Origin of the sequence: Bradyrhizobium sp. I1.14.4, assembly GCF_050435825.1 — a bacterium.
Taxonomy (GTDB): domain Bacteria; phylum Pseudomonadota; class Alphaproteobacteria; order Rhizobiales; family Xanthobacteraceae; genus Bradyrhizobium.
This window is the reverse complement of sequence record NZ_JBNDLA010000010.1, coordinates 234,269-254,208: the sequence shown is the minus strand read 5'-3', so window position 1 is coordinate 254,208 and position 19,940 is coordinate 234,269. Positions and strand designations below refer to the sequence as shown.

The 19,940-nt window shown below is 64.9% G+C and carries 15 protein-coding genes; 9 read left to right on the top strand and 6 right to left on the bottom strand.

The window, feature by feature from the left end; genetic code table 11:
• Window positions 1–30: 30 nt before the first annotated feature.
• Complete coding sequence (locus ABIB78_RS21980) at window positions 31–2,106, bottom strand: AsmA family protein (RefSeq protein ID WP_429028454.1); 2,076 nt, start codon at window positions 2,104–2,106, stop codon at window positions 31–33.
• A 212-nt stretch (window positions 2,107–2,318) separates the two neighbouring features.
• On the opposite strand from ABIB78_RS21980, the gene ABIB78_RS21975 reads away from it, so the two are divergent.
• Together ABIB78_RS21975 and ABIB78_RS21970 are read left to right on the top strand one after the other, a co-directional pair.
• Window positions 2,319–2,993 (top strand): Crp/Fnr family transcriptional regulator, encoded by a 675-nt coding sequence (locus tag ABIB78_RS21975; RefSeq protein ID WP_429028451.1) that lies wholly within the window; start codon window positions 2,319–2,321, stop codon window positions 2,991–2,993.
• A gap of 527 nt (window positions 2,994–3,520) precedes the next feature.
• Window positions 3,521–4,153, top strand: coding sequence for a pyridoxamine 5'-phosphate oxidase family protein (locus tag ABIB78_RS21970; RefSeq protein ID WP_429028448.1), 633 nt, complete (start codon window positions 3,521–3,523; stop codon window positions 4,151–4,153).
• A gap of 309 nt (window positions 4,154–4,462) precedes the next feature.
• On the opposite strand, the gene ABIB78_RS21965 is transcribed toward ABIB78_RS21970, so the two are convergent.
• The 4 genes from ABIB78_RS21965 to ABIB78_RS21950 all read right to left on the bottom strand — a co-directional run bounded on the left by ABIB78_RS21965 (window position 4,463) and on the right by ABIB78_RS21950 (window position 11,236).
• The gene (locus ABIB78_RS21965; protein WP_429028446.1) at window positions 4,463–7,615 is read right to left on the bottom strand and encodes an efflux RND transporter permease subunit; all 3,153 of its coding nucleotides are present in this window, start codon (window positions 7,613–7,615) and stop codon (window positions 4,463–4,465) included.
• Window positions 7,616–7,628: 13 nt separating this feature from the next.
• Window positions 7,629–8,558, bottom strand: coding sequence for an efflux RND transporter periplasmic adaptor subunit (locus ABIB78_RS21960; RefSeq protein WP_429028444.1), 930 nt, complete (start codon window positions 8,556–8,558; stop codon window positions 7,629–7,631).
• A gap of 348 nt (window positions 8,559–8,906) precedes the next feature.
• Window positions 8,907–9,560: an OmpA family protein gene (locus tag ABIB78_RS21955; RefSeq protein WP_429028442.1), complete on the bottom strand. Its 654-nt coding sequence runs from the start codon at window positions 9,558–9,560 to the stop codon at window positions 8,907–8,909.
• 137 nt (window positions 9,561–9,697) lie between these two features.
• Complete coding sequence (locus ABIB78_RS21950) at window positions 9,698–11,236, bottom strand: caspase family protein (RefSeq protein WP_429028440.1); 1,539 nt, start codon at window positions 11,234–11,236, stop codon at window positions 9,698–9,700.
• A 373-nt stretch (window positions 11,237–11,609) separates the two neighbouring features.
• Here ABIB78_RS21950 and ABIB78_RS21945 point away from each other — a divergent pair, with 373 nt between their 5' ends.
• Together ABIB78_RS21945 and ABIB78_RS21940 are read left to right on the top strand one after the other, a co-directional pair.
• Window positions 11,610–12,416 carry an N-acyl homoserine lactonase family protein gene (locus ABIB78_RS21945; protein ID WP_429028438.1) on the top strand — a complete coding sequence of 269 codons (807 nt, stop codon included), beginning with the start codon at window positions 11,610–11,612 and terminating at the stop codon, window positions 12,414–12,416.
• The gene (locus ABIB78_RS21940; protein WP_429028542.1) at window positions 12,401–13,360 is read left to right on the top strand and encodes an NAD(P)-dependent oxidoreductase; all 960 of its coding nucleotides are present in this window, start codon (window positions 12,401–12,403) and stop codon (window positions 13,358–13,360) included. The genes ABIB78_RS21945 and ABIB78_RS21940 overlap by 16 nt, the downstream gene beginning before the upstream one ends.
• Before the next feature lie 224 nt (window positions 13,361–13,584).
• Here the strand turns inward: ABIB78_RS21940 and ABIB78_RS21935 are convergent, their stop codons facing one another.
• On the bottom strand, window positions 13,585–14,139 hold the full coding sequence (locus tag ABIB78_RS21935; RefSeq protein WP_429028435.1) for a MarR family winged helix-turn-helix transcriptional regulator: 555 nt from the start codon (window positions 14,137–14,139) through the stop codon (window positions 13,585–13,587).
• Between ABIB78_RS21935 and ABIB78_RS21930 the strand changes: the two genes are divergently transcribed.
• The 5 genes from ABIB78_RS21930 to fahA all read left to right on the top strand — a co-directional run bounded on the left by ABIB78_RS21930 (window position 14,106) and on the right by fahA (window position 19,894).
• Complete coding sequence (locus ABIB78_RS21930) at window positions 14,106–15,947, top strand: FAD-dependent oxidoreductase (protein WP_429028432.1); 1,842 nt, start codon at window positions 14,106–14,108, stop codon at window positions 15,945–15,947. The genes ABIB78_RS21935 and ABIB78_RS21930 overlap by 34 nt on opposite strands.
• Window positions 15,948–15,956: 9 nt before the next feature.
• Window positions 15,957–16,184 carry a DUF2783 domain-containing protein gene (locus ABIB78_RS21925; protein ID WP_429028429.1) on the top strand — a complete coding sequence of 76 codons (228 nt, stop codon included), beginning with the start codon at window positions 15,957–15,959 and terminating at the stop codon, window positions 16,182–16,184.
• Between the two features lie 28 nt (window positions 16,185–16,212).
• Window positions 16,213–17,166, top strand: coding sequence for an MBL fold metallo-hydrolase (locus ABIB78_RS21920; protein ID WP_429028427.1), 954 nt, complete (start codon window positions 16,213–16,215; stop codon window positions 17,164–17,166).
• Between the two features lie 2 nt (window positions 17,167–17,168).
• Window positions 17,169–18,515 carry a homogentisate 1,2-dioxygenase gene (gene hmgA / locus ABIB78_RS21915; RefSeq protein WP_429028425.1) on the top strand — a complete coding sequence of 449 codons (1,347 nt, stop codon included), beginning with the start codon at window positions 17,169–17,171 and terminating at the stop codon, window positions 18,513–18,515.
• Window positions 18,516–18,622: 107 nt separating this feature from the next.
• Window positions 18,623–19,894, top strand: coding sequence for a fumarylacetoacetase (fahA, locus tag ABIB78_RS21910; protein WP_429028423.1), 1,272 nt, complete (start codon window positions 18,623–18,625; stop codon window positions 19,892–19,894).
• Window positions 19,895–19,940: the final 46 nt, after the last annotated feature.

Genomic DNA, 19,940 nt, shown 5'->3' with positions numbered 1-19,940 from the left:
TTCGATATTGGCGGGGGATATCCGGGAATATCAGCGGTTGAACAGCTGCCGCAGCACGTCGTTCATCGCGCGATTGTCATGCTGCTCGGCGGTGTCGGCCGGCGGAGGGCTGGGGGGCGGGGCCTGATCGGCGGCCGGCGGCGCGGGCGGGGCCAGGCTGCGGCTCGGACGGGAGGCGTTGCCCTGGTTCAGGGTGGAGAGACCCTGCTGCAGCAGGGTCCCGATGGTGTCGCCAAGCTGCTGCCCGCCGAGCGGATTGCCCTGGCCGTCGGCGCCGCCAGCACCCTGGCCGCTGCTACCGGGCTGCGGTGCGGTTCCGCCGCCCTGCGCGCCGTTGAGGAGATTGCTCAGCCCGTTGAGGCCCTGGTTCAGGCCCTGGCCGAGACCCTGCCCGTTCGCCCCGAACAGGCCCTTGCCCATCTCCTTGAGCTTGGCATAGGCGGCCTGGGGATCGTCGAGGATGCCCTGCATCTCCGGATAGATCCGCGGACTGACCCAAGGCCCCTCGATCATCACGGGGATACCGAGGCCGACCGGATTTCCGGCGCGGCCCTGGCCTTCGGTGGTCATCAAGAGCTGCGGCTCGACGCGGAATCCGATCTGGCGAGTATTGAGATCGACGGTGCCGACCCCGGTCATCTTCACCAGCGGCCCGATCAGATTGAGATCGGTGGTGACCGCCTGGCCCTTGTCGACCTTGAACGAGGCCGAGAGCTGGCTGAGATCGGTTGACAGCTCCTGGCTCTCTTGCCAGCCCGACAATGTGCCGGTGGTGAGGTTGCGGATCATCTGCGCGACGTTGAGGCCGAGGATCTTGCCGTCCTGGAACACGACGAAGGCCGTGCCGCCGAGATTGCCGACGATGGCGCGCTCGCTGCTGCCTTGCGAGGTCAGCGTGATCTTCGCCTGCATCCTGCCGTCGAGCTTGTCGAATTCGGCGAGGCTTTTCAGCACCGGCAGCGCGCGCACGCCGGCGAGGTCGAGCCGCAGCGCATAGGTTGGAGTAGCGGCCCTCGCGTCGATCGTGACGTCGCCATTGGCGGTGCCTTCATAGGCGCCGAGATTGGCGAGCCGGCCCTTGAGCACGCCGCTGTCGACCGACGCATCGATCGCCGCCTGCATAAAGCGGCCGTCGCCGATCACGAGCTCGGCTGCCGAGATGCGCGCCTGCGCGTCCACGTAGTTCAGCCCGTTGAGATCGATCGACGCGTTGCTCCAGCTGTTGGTGCCCAGCGGCTGCGTCGCGCCGGGCTGGCTCGGCGTCATCGCAATCGAAACGCGCTGGAAGTCGAGATCGAGCTTCACCAGCGGCTTGTTGCTGGCGAAGTCGACCGAGGCCCAGCCGGTGAAACCGCCATCGCCGAGCATGCCGGATACGCCGTTGAACATCACCACCGTGCCGTTCAAGCGCGCTTCCGCATTGGCCTTGATCGCCGCGGGCAACAGGCCTGGCGCATCGATGTTGAATTCGGCCGCCACGCTCTGACGCTCCAGCGGAGCGGGAGGCGCGGTCGCGCGGATATCGAACTTCAGCGGCTTGTCGCTCGTGCGCGCGTCACCCGTGACGACGATCTTGCGATCGTTGCCGATGGTGGCGTCGACGTTGAGCGCCTCGATCCGCTTCTCGACCCGGTCGCGCACATTGGAGAACACGATGGTGCCGCCGGTGACGCTGACATGCCGGATCGTGATGCCACCGTTGTCGGACGCGGGAGACTTCGCCGGCGGATTGTGGTCACGGGTGCGCTCGCGCTGCAGCGGCAGATTGACCACCGGCTTGACGATCACGAGATCGGTGATGTCAGGCTGGCCCGACCACAGGCTCGACAGCGTCATCTCCGCTTCGACGCTATCGGCGGCGAACCGGTTGTTGACTTCGCGCTCCCGCGGGTCCTGCAGCATGACGTCGTTGAGCGTCAGGTTGACGGTCGGCCAGAGGCCAATCCTGGCGCCGCCATTGATGGTAAGCTTGTAGCCGGTCTCACGCTCGACCCGCTCGATGATGACAGATGTGAGGAAGGAGGACGGGATCCCGACCACAGCCGCCAGCGCGATGATCACGATCACGGCAGCGATGGCGGCGCCGATGAATTTCAGTGCTCTCATGTCGTCGTTCCAGGACGGGCAAGCAGGGTTCCACCGCGGAAAGACACGGCCGATCGCACGAGATTATCCCGCAAACGGGACCTCGCTCCAACGACCGGAAAAATAATCCGTTACCAGCATGAACTTATGTGACCTCTCACACACTCTTATGAGGGTGATTTTTGCTAACCGGGCGTCAGGGGACCGCTCGGATGGATTTGGAAGGCAATACAATGAGCAAACAGGCCGAATTTGCGGTCATTCTGAAGATGAACCCGATGTTCGCCGATCTTGGTGCGGACGAGTTGCAGCGGCTTTCAGGCCTCTGCCACACCCAGCAACTCGCAATCGGTGAGATGTTGTTCCAAAAAGGTGATCGCGGCGACGCCCTGTTCGGGGTGCGCCGCGGCCAGATGCGCATCGAAACCGGTGCTTCCGACGGCAGCCGGCTCACACTGAACTTCATGGGGCCCGGCGATCTGTTCGGCGAGGTCGCCGTCCTCGACGGTCAGGATCGCACCGCGGATGCGACCGCGGGCGAACCCAGCGAATTGTTCGTATTGCGGCGAGAGGACTTCCTCGCCTTCCTCGAGCGCGAGCCGAAGGTCGCGGTCAGGCTGATCGAATTGCTGTGCCAGCGCATCCGCTGGCAGAGCGAACGGATGGAGGAATCCGTGCTGCAGCCTTTGCCGGTCCGCCTGGCACGCCGGCTGTGCGCGTTGGCCGAGGATTTTGGTTCCGAGGTGCACATCTCGCAGGAACAGCTCGGCATCTTCGTCGGCGCCGCGCGCGAAAGCGTCAACCGGCAACTGCAGACCTGGCGCAAGGACGGCATTGTCGACCTGCAGCGCGGCCGGATCATGCTGCACAACATAACCAAGCTGACGGCGGTCGCACGTAACGATTAGGGCGTTTTCAGGCGAAGTTGACACCGGTGCGCGTAAGGAAAACGCGTCAAACAAGAGTATTGCATGCAACGCGCGCGCGACGATCACATCCTCTCGCGCGCTTTGCTTGCAAATGTTGACGCACTCCTGCCTAAAAGACTTGCTTGCATGACGAGGCCGGTATCGCTTTCATCGGCGCGCCGGTCCTTGGGGTGACACCCAGCCTTGCTGGCCTCACGCCATCCACCTGCAAACCCCTGCGGTCTCTCCCGTTGACCGCAGGGGTTTTGCGTTCGTGGTGCCGCCAAGATCGCCGAGCACATCATCGTCCCGCAGAAGGACACATCGTCGCGGAACGCACCAAGGCCGAGCCCTTCATTGCGCCGCGCCATAGCCGCGACCTGCTTCATGTGATCCCGGGCGCTGACGTCTGGGATCAGCCGGGCTTTGTGTCCGCAGCCCATGCATGCAACACAGCAAGGGAGAAATTCAGGTATCGATACGATTCAGGTATCGATACGATATAGAACGACGAAAGGAGATCAATCATGGACCAGAGCGCAGGCGGCAAGCCACCGGTCAAGTCGCAGGAGGATCTTCGCGGGCATTTCGGGCAGGTGAGCCCGCTCGCCGAGAAGAAGGTCCTCAATCATCTCGACAAGTTCTGCCGCGACTTCATCGCGCTGTCACCGTTCCTCGTCATCGCCTCCAGCGACGGCAAGGGTCACGCCGACGCCAGTCCGCGCGGCGATGCACCCGGCTTCGTTTCCGTGATCGACGACAAGACGCTGCTGATCCCGGACCGGCGCGGCAACAACCGGGTCGATACGTTCGGCAATATCATCGCTTCACCCGGGATCGGGCTGATCTTCATGGTGCCCGGCATCAACGAGACGCTGCGCATCAACGGGCGGGCCGAGATCTCGCAGGAGCCGGATCTGCTGACGCCGCTGACAGTGCAGAACGTGACGCCGATCATCGGCCTCAAGGTGCATGTCGACGAGACCTACTTCCATTGCGGCAAGGCGCTGATGCGCTCGAAGCTCTGGAATCCCGCGGCGCAGGTCGAGCGCCACAGCTTCCCGACGCTCGGCCGGATCATCGCCGAGCAGACCGCCGCCATCGAGGTCGAGGTCGCCGAGAAGGCGATGGAAGAGGCCTATCGCACGCGGCTCTACTAGAGCGCGACAACTTTACTTCGGGTCGAGTAGCAGACTCCTTTTCACCTCGCCCCGCGTGAGGGGAGAGGCATAGGCCGCCTTCGGCGGCCGTTCTCAAGAACGCCGAAGCAAAGCTTCGGCTATGACGCATCGTTAGATGCGTTCCGGGTGAGGGGGAGTCTCCGCAAGCGCAGCTACCGCCGCATGCGGCCAGACAGCCCCTCACCCCAACCCTCTCCCCGTAAGAACGGGGAGAGGGAGCGCAACGCAGTCGCTATTCGACCCAATCTCATCTCATTTTAGTCGTCACTGTCGCGCCGCGGCCTCAGCTCATTCCGCGGCGGGCGAGATCATGCTCGGCGGGCCGGGCGGCTTCTTGGCCCTGTCTGCCTCTGGCTCGCTCGGGGTCAGCTCGTGGTCGGCATGCGAGACTACGAGCCGCTTGCCGAAGCGCCAGATCAGGTTGCCGATGTCGTCCATCACCATGAACATCGCCGGCACGAACACCAGCGACAGCACGGTCGAGAAGATCAGGCCGCCGATCACCGCGAGCGCCATCGGCGAGCGGAATTCGCCGCCGGCGCCGAACGCAAGGGCTGACGGCATCATGCCGGCGACCATCGCGACCGTGGTCATTACGATCGGGCGGGCGCGCTTCATGCCGGCGTCTATCATGGCTTCTTCCCGCGCCTTGCCGTCGCGGATCGCCTCCACCGCGAATTCCACCAGCATGATGGCGTTCTTGGTGACGATGCCCATCAGCATCAGGATGCCGATCCACACCGGTGTGGTGAGCTGCTTGCCGGTCAGCAGCAGCGCGCCGATCGCGCCGCCGATCGAGAGCGGCAGCGAGAACAGGATGGTGATCGGCTGCAGGAAGGTGCCGAACAACAGCACCAGCACGGCGTAGACCATCACCAGGCCGGCGGTGATCGCGGTGGCGAAGCCGTCGGACAGCTCGGCAAGGCTCTCGGCGTCGCCGGACGGGCTGACCTTCACGCCCTTCGGCAGGCTCTTCATGACCGGCAGGTCGTAGATCAGCTTGGTGGCGTCGCCGAGCGCGGCATTGCCGACGAGGTCGGCCGCGACGGTCGCTTGCCGCTCGCGGTCGTAGCGGTTGATGCTGGTCGGGCCCTGGTCGAGCTGGATGTCGGCGACGACTGACAGCGGTACGCCGCCGCGCTCGCCACGCTGTCCCAGCGGCACGCGCAGTTGCTCCAGCATCTGCAGGTCGCTGCGCGCATTGTCCTCGAGCTGGACGCGGATCGGCACCTGGCGGTCGCCGGCGTCGAACTTGGCCAGCGCCGGCCCGACATCGCCGATGGTGGCGACGCGGATGGTCTGCGACAGGCTCTCGGTCGAGACGCCGAGCCGTGCCGCGAGCTCGGCGCGCGGACGGATGCGCAGCTCCGGCCGGTCCAGCGCGGTCTCCGAGATCACGTTGGCAATGATCGGGATCCGCTTCATCTGCGTCGCCAGTTCGCTGGCGACGTTGTTGACGATGTTGCTGTCGGTGCCGGTCACCACCAGCGAGATGGCGCGCAGGCCGTTCTCGTCGAGGAACCAGAACCTGATGTCGGGGACGCTATCGAGCTCCTTGCCGATCGACAGCTCGAGCTCGCGCTGGGTGATCCTGCGGTCGGCCTTCGGCGTGTAGTTGATGATCAGGGCGGCGCGGCGCACCTCCTGGAGGCCCGGCGGCACGCGGCCGCCGTCGACGAATACGCTGCGTACCTCGGGCCGCTTGCGCAGGCGCGCCACGATCTCCTCGGTGACCTTCTCGGTATAGGCGAGCTGCGAGCCGGGCGGCAGCTCCATTGCGAGCAGGGAGCGCGCGGTGTCCTGCGCCGGCAGGAAGCCCTGCGGCAGCAGCGTGATGCTCCAGATCGACGCGGCGAAGACCGCGAAGCCGATCAGCACGGTGATGAAATAGTGCTTCACCGACCAGGTGACGAGGCTGTGATAGCTGCGCAGGATGCGGCCGGGCGGCGGGTCGTCGTGGTCATGGTGCTTGAGGAAATAGGCGGCCAGCATCGGCGTCACGAAGCGCGCGGCGAGCAGCGAGAAGAACACCTGCACCGACACGGTGATGCCGAATTGCTTGAAGAACTGACCGGCGATGCCCGACATGAAGCTCGCCGGCGCGAAGATCGCAATGATGGTGAGCGAGATCGCGATCACCGCAAGGCCGATCTCGTCAGCGGCTTCAAGTGCGGCCCGATAGGGCGTCTTGCCCATCCGCATGTGGCGGACGATGTTCTCGATCTCGACGATGGCGTCGTCGACCAGGATGCCGGTCGACAGCGTGATGGCGAGGAAGGAGACCAGGTTGAGCGAGAAGCCGAGCAGATCCATAGCCCAGAATGCCGGAAAGATCGACAGCGGCAGCGAGACCGCGGCGATGATCGTGGCCCTGATGTCGCGCAGGAACAACAGCACGACGACCACCGCGAGGATCGCGCCCTCGAACAGCGTCGAGATCGCCGCATCGTAATTTCCCTTGGTGAACTCGACCGAGGTGTCGATCAGCTTCAGGTCGACGTCGGGATAGGACGCCTTCAGCGTGTCGATCCGCTTCTGCACCGCGGCCGCGACCACGACGTCGCTGGCGCCCTTGGAGCGCTTGATGCCGAGCGCCACCACCGGCTCGCCGTTGAAGCGGGCGAAGGTGCGGCGGTCGGCGATGGTGTCGGTGACGGTGCCGAGATCGTCGAGCCGGATCTCGCCGCCGCCGAACAGCGGGATCATGGTGCCGGCGAGTTCGTTCAGCGTCTTGGCGCCGGCCAGCGTGCGGATCGCCTGGTCGTTCTTGCCGATCTCGGCGCGGCCGCCGGCGACGTCGACATTGGTGCCGCGCAGGATCTGGCTGACATTGACCGCGGTGAGCCCCACCGCCTGCAGCTTGTCGGGATCGAGCGAGACCAGGATCTCGCGCTCGACACCGCCGATGCGCTCGACCTGGGCGACGCCGCGCACGCCCTGCAGGGCGCGCTTAACCACGTCGTCGACGAAATAGGAGAGCTGCTCAGGCGTCTTGCCGGGCGAGATCGCAGCATACGTCACGATCGGCAGGCCGATCACGTCGACGCGCTGGATCAGGGGCTCGGTGACGTTCTGCGGCAGGTTGGCCCGCACGCGCGTCACCGCGTCCTTGACGTCGTTGAGCGCGCGGTCGGTGTTGGTCTCCAGCGCGAACTGGATCGTGGTCACGGACAGGCCGTCGGTAATCGAGGAGGAGATATGGCGCACGCCCTCGACGCCGGAAACGCCGTCCTCGATCGTCTTGGTGACCTGCGATTCAAGTTCCGATGGCGCAGCTCCGAATTGCGAAACCGCGACCGAGATCACCGGAATGTCGGCGCTCGGCAGCCGCGTTACCGCGAGCTTGGTGAAGGAGACCCAGCCCAGCACGAGCAGGATGATCGAGAAGACGATCGAGGGAAGCGGGTTCCGGATCGACCATGCCGAGATGTTCAAAGCCATTAGCGTGCCCGAATTACCGTGATCGAGTGCGATCGAGTTCGTCGGCGAACATGGTCTTGATCTGGTCGCCGTCATGCAGCGAGGTGCCAGCATCGGCCACGACGATTTCGCCGACGTCGAGGCCTTCAAGGATTTCGGTCGAGGTGTCGGAGGTCAACCCGACGCGCACCCTGCGGGTCTCGACCGTGTTGTCCTTCACGACCTGCAAGGTCAGGCGGTCGATCGCGGTGCGCGGCACCGCGACGCCGCAGGAACGCTTGGCGTCGATATTGGCGCGCGCGAACATGCCGACCTTCAGCGTCGGATTATTGTTGATGGTGATGCGGACATGCCCGAGTTGCGTGGTGCGGTCGATCTGCGGCGAGATCTGGCGGACCTTGCCGACCATGTCGGGCGCATCGTCGCGGCTGATCCGCACATTGGCGCCGGGATTGAGCTTCAGGAGCTGGAAGCCTGGCACCTCGGCGTCGAGCTCGATCTCGTTGTTGATGGAGATCTTGAACATCGGGGGGGCCTGCGGCGAGGCCGGCGCGCCGGGCGCGGTGCGCACCTCGGTAACGAGGCCGGCTGCTGGCGCGCGCAGCACGATCGGCTTGGCACTGCCTTGAGCATTACCTTGGGCGGCCTGCGGCGGCGGCGGGGTCAGCCGAGCCAGTTCCTGGTTCTCGGTCACGGTATCGCCCTCGCGGACCAGCACGTCGGTGACCTTGGAGCCGTCCTGGTCGACATTCACCTGCGCCTCGCGGCGCGGCACGATGAAGCCCGTGACGCGGACCATGTCGGAGAAGCAGGCGTTGGTCGACTTCGTCACCACGACCAGCGCCTGGCCCGGCGTCTCCTTCTCCTCCGGATGGGAGCGGTGCTCGAACGCGTAATAGGCGACCGCCAAAACGAGGAAAAACACCGTGCCGATCGCAGGCTTGAGGTACTGGGAAAAATTCATCGGCGGATCAATCCAGAACTTGTCGCATCATGGGCGCTGGTCGAAGTCTCATCACGCTCGCCATCGTGTTCCCTAGAGCATTTTCGGTTCTGATTGAATCAGAACCGAAGTCTAGATTCTTGTTTCGACGCGTTTTCTTCACGCGAACCGGCGTCCACCTCGCTCGAAAATGCTCTAGCATGCGAAAGGCCGGTGTCCATTGTTCCGGATCATGCCCTGACGTCATGTGAGATGGGTCACGGGTGGGCCGCTTTGGGGCCTGACCCAGAAGCATTGGCCCAAAAGCAAATGCGCCCCGCCGGGGTGCGGGACGCATTGTAACCTCAAAAAGGCGGCACGCCACGCCCATCACTTGGACGCGGTGGCCTTGTTTTCCACGTTCACGACCTGCACGCGCCGGTTCACATCCGCCATCGGGTGGCTCAGGTCCTTCAGCTTGCTCTTGCCATAGCCGACGGCGACGAGATCGGTGCCGTTGATGCCATATTTCTCGACGAGGTAGCGCTTGATGGCGTCGGCGCGGCGCTCCGAGAGGCCCTGATTGTAGTCCTCGCCACCGGCCGCGTCAGTGTGGCCGGCGACCACGAAGGTCGAGCCCTTCAGGTCCTGATTGGTCAAGGCGCGGCCGAGCGCCTGCACCGATGGCAGCGACTTCGCGCTGATGTCGGCGGAGTTGTAGTCGAAGTTGATCTCGAGATCGATCTTGGGCTTGTCCTGGACGATGGTCGCGATTTCCTCGCGTTCGGCCGAGGACAGCGAGCGGGTGGCGCGGCCGCGGACACTCTGCACGAACTTGGCCTGGTCGGCATTCAGCCCGGGCGAGGAGGTCTGCGGGCCGACCGAAAGGCCGCGGGTCAGCGGCTTCTTGTCGGGCGTCAGCGCCTTGACGATCTGATCCTCGGTGGCCTCGTCACCGGCGCGGGCGGCCGCCGTGCCGAACGACAGCGCGGCGCCGACGCTCAGGATTGAAAGGATCGCGGCCTTCGCCGACAGCTTCAGCATTTCGGTCCCTCCTGCGCAGGCTCGCGCGGTTCCAACTACTATTCAGATTGATTGCCGGCATTGGCCCGGCACCCACCCTCTGATTAGTCGCGCAATTCCATCGGCGGTTCGAGCCGCGGGCAGGCCTCGGTCCATTATCACTGCACGCCGTAGTCGGCGAATTCCTTGACGATGTTCGGGTCCATCGCCTTGGCGTTGACGATGTCGAGATCGCCTTCCGCGACCGCGCCGGTGCGCTTCTTGGCGAGGCCGCGCCCGTACAGCGACGAAGTCAGCCGCGGGTTGATCTTCAGCGCGGCGTCGAAATCGGCGATGGCGTTCTTGTTCTGCCCGCCCTTCAGGTTCATCAGCCCGCGGCTGTCGAGCGCATCGACAAAATTCGGGCGCAACCGCAGCGCCTCGTTGCAGTCCTTCAGCGCCGCCTGCAGGTCGCCGATCACGGTGCGGACCCAGCAGCGGTTGTTATAGGCCTCGACATCTTTCGGATTCAGCCGCAGCGAATTGGTGAAGTCCTTCACCGCGAGGTCATAGGCACCCTTGCTGGCATAGACCTGGCCACGGCGATACAGCGCGGCGGCGTCATCGGGATTCTTGTCCAATCTGTCATTCAGGCTCTTGATCGTGGGATCATCGGCGAGCACAGCCGAATTGCTTGGAGCCGGCGTGGGCTGGATCACGACCGGCGGGGGAGGCGCGGGTGGCGGCAGTGCGATCTCCGGCGCCTTTGGCGGGGACGGCGGTGAGGCCGGGGCAACTGCAACGGGCGGCTTCGGCGGCGCAGGTGCCGGCGTCGGCGCTGTTGCCGCTGGTGGCGTCGGCGTTGCCGCGGGCGGGGCCGGCGGTGGCGCGACCGGCGGTGCCGTTGCCACCTCGGGCGATGGCGACACGGCAGGCGCTGGCGCCGCGTTCGATGGCCCCGGTGCGCCGCCCGGAATGAACGAGAAGTCCTCCGCCAGCGACGACGAGATCCACGGCACTTGTTCCTGCCGCGAGGCCCGGGTCACGCCGACGCGGGTGCGGTTCAGCGTTTCCTCCGCCATCAGGTCGGGGGTGCGGATCTCCTTCAGGAGCTCCCGTACGAACAGGCTGTGGTCGCTGCCATTGTCCGAGACGACGGACGACAGCGCTGCCGAATACATCACCAACGTACCGTTGGGTGCGATCACCGGGGCAAGCCCCGCCGAGAAGCTGCGGAAACGGCGCTCGAACGGGTTGCGCCGCGAGGCGTCGATCAGGGCGATCTTCACCCCGGCGCCGCGGCTGTTGACCTCGCCGAGCACGGTCTCGAGGCTGAAGCCGTCGCGGCGAACGTCGGCCTCGGCCCAGATCTGCGCATCGATCGGGATCATGTAGCTCTGTCGGTTCGACTGGATGCCGTAACCCGAGAAGAAGATCAGCGCGACCGAGCCCGGCTTGATCTTGCCGTAGAGCCGGTCGAAGGCGCGGCGCATGCCGTCGCCGGTCAGGTTCTCGCCGACCTCGACGGTGAAGCCATCTCGCTTGAGCTCGTCGGCGACGTCACGGGCGTCGTTGACCGGCTCCTTCAGCGGCGCGTCGGCGTCGGGATATTTGGCGTTGCCGATGACCAGCGCGAAACGGTCGCCGGCGGCGAAGGACAGGGTGGGCGACGCGATTGAAAAAATCAGCGTAGCGAGCAAGGCAAGGCGGATTTTCATAATCGCGGCAAATCCAGATCGCGGCATTCCAATGAGATGGCGCCGCTTCCAGCCTGCGCCTCGGGGACCTTACTCTAGCGAAAACGCATTATCAAACCACGGCCAAACCGCCGTCAACGGCTTGCGGGACCATCGTTTATCGCGGTGACGGTCGCGAGGCCGCAGTGCAGCAGCATGCGTCATGGCGGCCATCGCCGTCACGGCATGGTGCCGGTTCCTGCGAGCCCATAATGTGATTGCACTCACGGAGGCCGCGGCCACCCCGTCATGCGCTCGTCGCGCCCTGCGCGGTTTGACCTTTGCGCGAGGCGATGGCTTTGTGTTCGGGACTGCAAGCCATTCAAAAACAAGTCAGCAAACAAGAGCGAAACCGATGGGAAACGCCTACGAAATCTACGCCCTCCGCTATGCGACGATGTCGCCGCGCACGCCCCACCTCAATTTCCTGGTCCCCGATCCGCACGACACCACGGCGCAGGATCTCGATTATTTCGTCTGGCTGATCAGCGGCCACGGCCGCGACATCCTGGTCGACACCGGCTTCAACGCCGAGGAGGCCACGGCGCGGGCCCGCAAGCTGACGCTCAATCCGGTCGACGCGCTGGCCGGCTTCGGCGTCAGTGCCGAGGCGATCCGCGATGTCATCGTCACCCATTTGCACTACGACCACGCCGGCAATCTGGATCGCTTCCCGAACGCCAAATTCCACCTGCAGGAACGCGAGATGAGCTACGCGACCGGCCGCTGCATGTGCAACGGCATGCTGCGCCATCCGTTCTCCATCGAGCACGTCACGCAGATGGTGCGCCACGTCTATGGCGAGCGCGTCACCTTCCATTCCGGCGACGGCGAGATCGCGCCCGGCGTCACCGTGCATCGCGTCGGCGGCCATTCCGATGGTCTGCAAGTGGTGCGGGTCGAGACCGCGCGCGGGCCGGTCGTGCTGGCGTCCGACGCCGCGCACTATTATGCGAACCTGCACAAGCACAGCCCGTTCCCGATCGTCTACAATGTCGGCGATATGGCGCAGGGCTGGGAGACGGTCGAGCGGCTTGCCGGTCATCCCGACCGCTTCATTCCCGGTCACGATCCGATCGTCAGCGAGATCTATCCGCGCGCCAGCGACAAGGTCGATGCGTTCGCCCTGCATCTGGCGCCGTCGCGATCCTTCGCGAAATAGCCGGGCCGATCGGGCGAGGCGCATCTGCAACACGTCAAGAAACGTCAAAAAGAAGAAGCGATATGACTGACTATCAGACTCTCGGGTTCATCGGCCTCGGCGTGATGGGTGAGCCGATTTGCCGCAACCTGGTCAAGAAGAGCGGCAAGCGCGTTGTCGTGTTCGATCTGTCGACCGAACCGCTGCAGCGCTTGCGCGCCGACGGCGCCGAGGTTGCCGGCTCGGTCGCCGATGTCATCAAGCAGAGCGATGTGCTGTTCCTCTGCCTGCCGAGCGCCAAACACGTGCGCGCGGTGTTCGAGGACGACGGCATTTTGAAGAATGCGAGGAGCGGCCAGGTCGTGGTCGATCTCGGCACGTCTTCGGTCAGCCAGACCCGCGACTTTGCCGGGCAATTGCAGGCCAGGGGCGCGGCCTGGGCCGACGCACCGATCGCGCGCACCCGGCAGGCGGCGCAGGACGGCACGCTCAGCGTGATGGTCGGCGCGGTGCCCGCGCTCTATGCCGCGATCGAGCCGCTGATCCGCTGCTTTGCCACCGACGTCACCAATTGCGGCGACGTCGGCGCCGGGCAGGTGACCAAGATCCTCAACAACATGGTGCTGTTCGAGACCGTGAACGCGCTGGCTGAGGCCGTCGCGGTGGCGAAGCACAATGGCGTCGATCCAAAACTGCTGCTGGAAACCCTGTCGAAGGGGTCGGCCGACAGCTTTGCACTGCGCAACCACGGCATGAAGGCGATCGTGCCTGGCGTGTTTCCGGAGCGCGCATTCTCGACCGAATATGCGCTGAAGGATCTGTCCTACGCGCTGGAGCTGGCGGCCGACGCCGGCATCAAGATCCGTGGCGCCGAGCTGATCGGAACGGTCCTGCAGGAGGCGATCGACAAGGGATCGAAGGACAATTATTTCCCTGTGATCGCCACGCATATCGACAGGGCGTAGGGCGCTCCGCCGTCATTGCCGGTTCGACGCTGGTCGTCGCCGCGGCATGACCGCATGTTGTGTTGGGCGCGAAGCCAACCCCCGGCGTCGTCCTGGCGAAAAGCCAGAACCCATAACCACAAATGTCGCTTGTTGCGCTTCGCTGGAACGACGAGTCGCGTTCACAACAACGGCCGCGGAGTATGGGTCCTGGCTTTTCGCCAGGACGACAGCGGAGTGTGAGGCTAATATGCGTCCTTCGCGTCGGCCTCTTCGCTGGTCTGCACCAGCTCGAGGCTGGTCTCGACCTTGCCGAGCAGGCGTCCGAGGTCGCGGCGCTCCTGCGCGGAGAGGCAGGACAGGATCTCCTGCTCCTTGCGCAGCAGGCGCGGGATCAGCTGCTCGTACAGCGCCTGGCCCTTCCGGGTCAGCTGCAGGCGAAATTCGCGGCGGTCGTCCGCGTTCTCGACCCGCTCGACGATCTCGCGCTCCATCAACGCCGATACCGCGCGGCTGATGGTGGATTTGTGCGTCCGGGTGCAATGCGCGATGTATTGCGCGCTGCAGGGATCGCTGCGGAAGCCCAGCGTAGCGAGCACGCGCCACTCCGGAATGTCGAGGCCGTAGCGCGCCTGATATTCGCTCGACAGCGCCGAGGACACCTCGGCCGCCAGCCGGTTCAGGCGGAACGGCACGAAGTGAAAGAGGTCGAGGCGCTTCTTCGTTGGCACGTCGCGCGGGTCCGCCTCCACGGCGCTGCCCGGCCGTGCTGGAGGCTGGCTTGCAGAGGTCCTTGCCAAAAATCCCTCCAAATTGGGTTGACGGCGGCCCCGACTGGGGGTTTAAGATAGTTGCAGGTGAGACTAATTTAGCAAGGTCGCGGCCGGCTCGCAAGGTCTTGTCGCAAAAGGTCTTGTCGCAAACCGGTCACGCAAGCCGCAGCCAGAAGCCGGCACAAGGGAACATCCAGGGTCACGCAATGGCACAAGCCAATACGGCACAGGCCAAAACCCAGTTCGGCTATCGCCGTCACCCCGACCAGGAGCGGTCGGGTGCCAATATGGCGGAGCATCCCGTCGTCGTGGTCGGCGCCGGGCCGGTGGGGCTGTCGCTCGCGATCGGCCTCGCGCAGCGCGGCCAGCGCGTCGTGCTGCTCGACGATGCCGACCGGATCGGCGAGGGCTCGCGCGCGATCTGCTTCTCGAAGCGTTCGCTGGAGTTCTGGGACCGCCTCGGCGTCGGCGACCGCATGGTCGAGAAGGGCGTCGTGTGGAGCGTCGGCAAGATCTTCCACGGCGCCTCGCAGCTCTATCAGTTCAACCTGCTCCCCGAGGAGGGTCACAAGCGGCCCGCCTTCATCAACCTGCAACAGTTCTATGCCGAGGCCTATCTGGTCGACCGGGTCGGGCAGCTGGCCGAGATCGATCTGCGCTGGCGCAACAAGGTGATCGCGCTGGAGAGCCGCAACGATGGCGTCGCGCTGACCATCGCAACTCCTGAAGGCTCCTACCAGGTGCATGCCTCCTTTGTCGTCGCCTGCGACGGCGCCCGTTCCTCGCTGCGGCAGATGGTCGGCGCGGAGTTCGCAGGTCAGGTGTTCGAGGACCAGTTCCTGATCGCCGACGTCAAGATGACCGCGGCGTTTCCGACCGAGCGCTGGTTCTGGTTCGATCCGCCGTTCCATGCCGGCCGCTCGGCGCTGCTGCACAAGCAGCCCGACGATATCTGGCGGATCGATCTGCAGCTCAATCCCGATGCCGATCCAGTGGCCGAGAAGCAGCCCGAGAATGTCCGGCCGCGAATCGAGCGCATGCTCGGGCACGACAAGTTCGAGTTCGAATGGATCTCGCTCTACAAGTTCCAGTGTCGCCGGATGGCAAAATTCATCCACGGCCGCGTGATTTTCGCCGGTGATTCCGCACACCAGGTCTCGCCGTTCGGCGCGCGCGGCGCCAATTCCGGGCTCGAGGACGCCGAGAATCTGGCGTGGAAGCTTGACCGCGTGCTGCGCCGCCTGTCGCCGGAAGGCTTGCTGGAGAGCTACCACATCGAGCGCAGCGCGGCGGCGGACGAGAACATCCGCGAGTCCACCCGCTCGACCGACTTCATGGCGCCGGTGACGCGGCAGGAGGCGCGGCTGCGCCAAGCCGTGCTCTCGCTTGCCAAGGACACCGAGTTCGGCAAGCGCATGGTCAATGGCGGCCGGCTGTCGGTGCCGTCGGTCTATGACACGCCGCTGTCGAGCGGTGATCGCGACAGCTGGCGCGGCGGCCCGCGGCCCGGCGCCTCGATGCTGGATGCACCGGTGACGGAGCGGGGCGGTGGTTCCAGCTATCTGACCGACGTTTTCATCAGGCAGGGAACGCGTTTCACGCTGCTGGAGTTTGGCAATGGAGTGGCCGCTGATGTCCCCGACGGCGTCGGCAGCATCCGCGTCGGCGGCGAGGGTGGCTTAATCGACGCCCAAGGCCTTGCCGGCAAGCGCTACGATGCCGAGCCCGGCACCGCCTATTTGTTGCGGCCGGACGGCTACGTCGCGGCGCGCTTCCGGAACGCCGCGCGGCCGGCACTCGATGCGGCGCTGGCGCGCGCAGCCGGCCTGAACTGAGGAGCAGTCATGGCGCTGTCGACCAGTTCGAACTTCGCTAGTCCCGATGACGCCTTCCGCGCCATCGTCGAGGCGCATCGCGGCCTCACCGAGGCGCAGAGCGCCGATCTCGATGCGGCGCTGGTTCTGGTGCTCGCCAACCACATCGGCGATCTTGACGTGCTGCGCGAGGCGATCGCGCTGGCAAAGCGGCGGATGCCGGACACGAGCCAGCAGCAACAACAGCAACAACAATAGCACTGATCAAACGGACAGGATTGAACTGATGGCCAAAGGATTTGCATCGACCACGGATCTCGCGGAGAAGAAGATCACCTTCTCCGAGATTGGCACCGATCTCTACGCCTTCACCGCCGAGGGCGATCCCAACACCGCCGTGATCGTCGGCGAGGACGGCTGCCTGGTGTTCGACGCGCAGGCAACACCGGCAATGGCGAACAAGGTGATCGAGCGGGTCAAGACCGTGACCGACAAGCCGATCAAATATGTCGTGCTGTCGCACTATCACGCCGTGCGGGTGCTCGGCGCGTCCGCCTACAAGGCGCAGGGCATCGTCGCCTCTCAGGAGACCTATCGCCTGATCCAGGAGCGCGGCCAGCAGGACTGGGACTCCGAATACGGCCGCTTCCCGCGCCTGTTCCAGGACGCCGCGAGCATTCCCGGCCTGACCTGGCCGACGCTGACCTTCGAAGGCGAGATGTCGATCTATCTCGGCAAGCGCGAGGTGCGGTTGATGCAGCTCGGCGCCGGCCACACCTCGGGCGATATTGTGGCCTGGGTGCCGGACGCCGAGGTGATGTTCTCCGGCGATCTGATCGAATATCACTCGGCCTGCTATTGCGGCGATGCTCACCTGCGCGAATGGCCGATGACGCTGAACGAGATCCGCGCCTTCAATCCGAAGGCGATCGCGCCGGGCCGCGGCGATGCGCTGAAGGGCCTCGCCACCGGCCGCGATGCGATCGCGATGACCCGCGACTTCGTCACCACGCTCTATGGCGCCGCCGAATCGTCGGTCGCAAAGGGCCGCACGCTGAAGGAATCGATGGCGGCGACGCGCGAGGTGATGGATCCGAAATTCTCGAAGTTTGCGATTTACGAGCACTGCCTGCCGTTCAACGTTTCGCGCGCCTATGACGAGGCGTCGGGGATCGACGACCCCGTGATCTGGACCGATCAACGCGACCAGGAGATGTGGGCCGCCCTGCAAGGAGGATAGTGATGAACATCAACACCTCGCCTGATCAGATCGTTCGCAGCTCGGGCCAAGTGACGCCGGGCTACATGTCCGGCTTCGGCAACAGCTTTGAGACCGAGGCCTTGCCCGGTGCGCTGCCGATGGGACGCAACTCGCCGCAGCGCTGCGCCTACGGGCTCTATGCCGAGCAGCTGTCGGGCTCGCCGTTCACGGCGCCGCGCGGCACCAATGAACGCTCCTGGCTCTATCGCATCCGCCCGTCGGTGCGGCATTCCGGCCGCTTCGCCAAGGCCGATGCCGGGCTGTGGCGCACCGCGCCGTGCCACGAATACGACATGCCGATCGCGCAACTGCGCTGGGACCCGGCGCCGATCCCGAAGGAGGACATGACCTTTCTGCAGGGCGTGCAGACCATGACCACGGCGGGCGATGCCAACACCCAGGCGGGTATGGCGGCGCACATCTATCTCATCACCAGATCGATGGTCGATCAGCATTTCTACAATGCCGATGGCGAGATGATGTTCGTGCTGCAGCAGGGCAGTCTGCGTTTGGTCACCGAATTCGGCCGCATCGATGCCGAGCCGGGCGAGATCGTGGTGATCCCGCGCGGCGTCAAGTTCCGCGTCGAGATTCCCAATGGCCCTGCGCGCGGCTATCTCTGCGAAAATTACGGTGGCGCGTTCACGCTGCCGGAGCGCGGCCCGATCGGCGCCAATTGCCTGGCCAATTCGCGCGACTTCCTGACGCCGGTCGCGAGCTACGAGGACCAGGACACGCAGACCGAGCTCTACGTGAAATGGGGTGGCGCGCTGTTCAAGACCACGCTGCCGCATTCGCCGATCGACGTGGTCGCCTGGCACGGCAATTATGCGCCGTACAAATATGACCTGCGCACGTTCTCGCCGGTCGGTGCGATCGCGTTCGATCACCCCGATCCCTCGATCTTCACGGTGCTGACCTCGCCGTCGGAGACCGCCGGCACCGCGAATATCGACTTCGTGATCTTCCCGGAGCGCTGGTTGGTGGCCGACAACACCTTCCGTCCGCCGTGGTACCACATGAACATCATGTCGGAGTTCATGGGCCTGATCTACGGCGTCTACGACGCCAAGCCGCAGGGTTTCGTGCCGGGTGGGATCAGCTTGCACAATTGCATGCTGCCGCACGGCCCCGACCGCGAAGCCTTCGAGCACGCCAGCACCAGCGAGCTGAAGCCGGTGAAGCTGACCGGCACGATGGCCTTCATGTTCGAGACCCGATTCCCGCAGCGCGTGACGCAGCATGCCGCGACGTCGTCGACGCTGCAGGACGATTACTCGGATTGCTGGAAAGGCTTGGAGAAGAAGTTCGACCCGAACAAGCCGTAGAATTCACGTCGTCATGGCCGGGCTTGACCCGGCCATCCATCTTTTCAAGGAGCGATGGATCGCCGGGTCTAGCCCGGCGGTGACGAGTTAGTCACTGGAGAAGCATCTTGCCCCACCCCAACGACCCAAAGCTCCGCTCGTTCATCGACGTCGCACCGACCTCCGACTTCCCGATCCAGAACCTGCCCTACGGCGTGTTCTCGTCGAAAGACGGCCTCGCGCCGCGCGTCGGCGTCGCGATCGGTGACTACGTGCTCGACCTCTGGGAGCTCGAGCAGGATTCCCGGCTCGACGTCGGGCCGCTCGGCGTGTTCTCGCAGCCCTCGCTCAACGCCTTCATGGCGCTCGGGCCCAAGGTGTGGTCGGCGACGCGGGCGCGGATCAACGAGCTGTTGCGCTCCGATCATCCGGAGCTGCGCGACAACAGGGAGTTGCGGGCGCGGGCGCTGGTGCCGATGGCCGACGTCAGGCTGCACATGCCGTTCGCCGTCTCGGGCTACACCGACTTCTATTCGTCGAAGGAGCACGCCACCAATGTCGGCGTCATGTTCCGCGGCACGGACAATGCGCTGCAGCCGAACTGGCTGCACATGCCGATCGGCTACAACGGCCGCGCCTCGACGGTGGTGGTGTCAGGCACCAAGGTGCGGCGCCCGCGCGGCCAGCTGAAGCCGCCGACCGCTGAGGTGCCGAGCTTCGGCGCCTGCAAGCGGCTCGATTTCGAGCTGGAGATGGGCGTGGTGGTCGGGCAGCCATCGCCGATGGGCGAGATGCTCACCGAGAAGCAGGCCGAAGAGATGATCTTCGGCTTCGTCATCCTCAACGACTGGAGCGCGCGCGACATCCAGCAATGGGAGTATGTGCCGCTCGGCCCATTCCAGGCCAAGGCATTCGCGACCTCGATCAGCCCGTGGGTGGTGACGCGCGAGGCGCTGGAGCCGTTCCGCATGCAGGGCCCGGCGCAGCAGCCCGAGCCGCTGGCCTACCTCAAGCAGACCCGGCCGAACAATTACGACATGCAGCTCGACGTCGCGCTGCGCGCCGGTGCGATGAACGAGGCCAGGACGATCTGCAGCACCAACTTCAAATACATGTACTGGTCGTCGGTGCAGCAGCTCGCGCACCACGCCTCCAGCGGTTGCGCGATGAATGTCGGTGATCTGCTGGGGTCCGGCACGATCTCCGGTCCCGAAAAGCACCAGCGGGGCAGCTTGCTCGAGATCAGCTGGAACGGCACCGAGCCGATCGAGCTTGCCAGCGGCGTGATGCGCTCGTTCCTCGAGGACGGCGATTCGCTGGTGATGCGCGGCTGGTGCCAGGGCGACGGCTATCGCGTCGGCTTCGGCGAGGTCGAAGGCACGATCGTCGCGGCGGAGTAGGTTGTTCTCCGTCATTGCGAGGAGCGAAGCGACGAAGCAATCCATC

Coding starts and splice junctions, on each gene's coding strand:
- ABIB78_RS21980 (WP_429028454.1), bottom strand. CDS start 2,106: ATGAGAGCACTGAAATTCATCGGCGCCGCCATCGCTGCCGTGATCGTG.
- ABIB78_RS21975 (WP_429028451.1), top strand. CDS start 2,319: ATGAGCAAACAGGCCGAATTTGCGGTCATTCTGAAGATGAACCCGATG.
- ABIB78_RS21970 (WP_429028448.1), top strand. CDS start 3,521: ATGGACCAGAGCGCAGGCGGCAAGCCACCGGTCAAGTCGCAGGAGGAT.
- ABIB78_RS21965 (WP_429028446.1), bottom strand. CDS start 7,615: ATGGCTTTGAACATCTCGGCATGGTCGATCCGGAACCCGCTTCCCTCG.
- ABIB78_RS21960 (WP_429028444.1), bottom strand. CDS start 8,558: ATGAATTTTTCCCAGTACCTCAAGCCTGCGATCGGCACGGTGTTTTTC.
- ABIB78_RS21955 (WP_429028442.1), bottom strand. CDS start 9,560: ATGCTGAAGCTGTCGGCGAAGGCCGCGATCCTTTCAATCCTGAGCGTC.
- ABIB78_RS21950 (WP_429028440.1), bottom strand. CDS start 11,236: ATGAAAATCCGCCTTGCCTTGCTCGCTACGCTGATTTTTTCAATCGCG.
- ABIB78_RS21945 (WP_429028438.1), top strand. CDS start 11,610: ATGGGAAACGCCTACGAAATCTACGCCCTCCGCTATGCGACGATGTCG.
- ABIB78_RS21925 (WP_429028429.1), top strand. CDS start 15,957: ATGGCGCTGTCGACCAGTTCGAACTTCGCTAGTCCCGATGACGCCTTC.
- ABIB78_RS21920 (WP_429028427.1), top strand. CDS start 16,213: ATGGCCAAAGGATTTGCATCGACCACGGATCTCGCGGAGAAGAAGATC.
- hmgA (WP_429028425.1), top strand. CDS start 17,169: ATGAACATCAACACCTCGCCTGATCAGATCGTTCGCAGCTCGGGCCAA.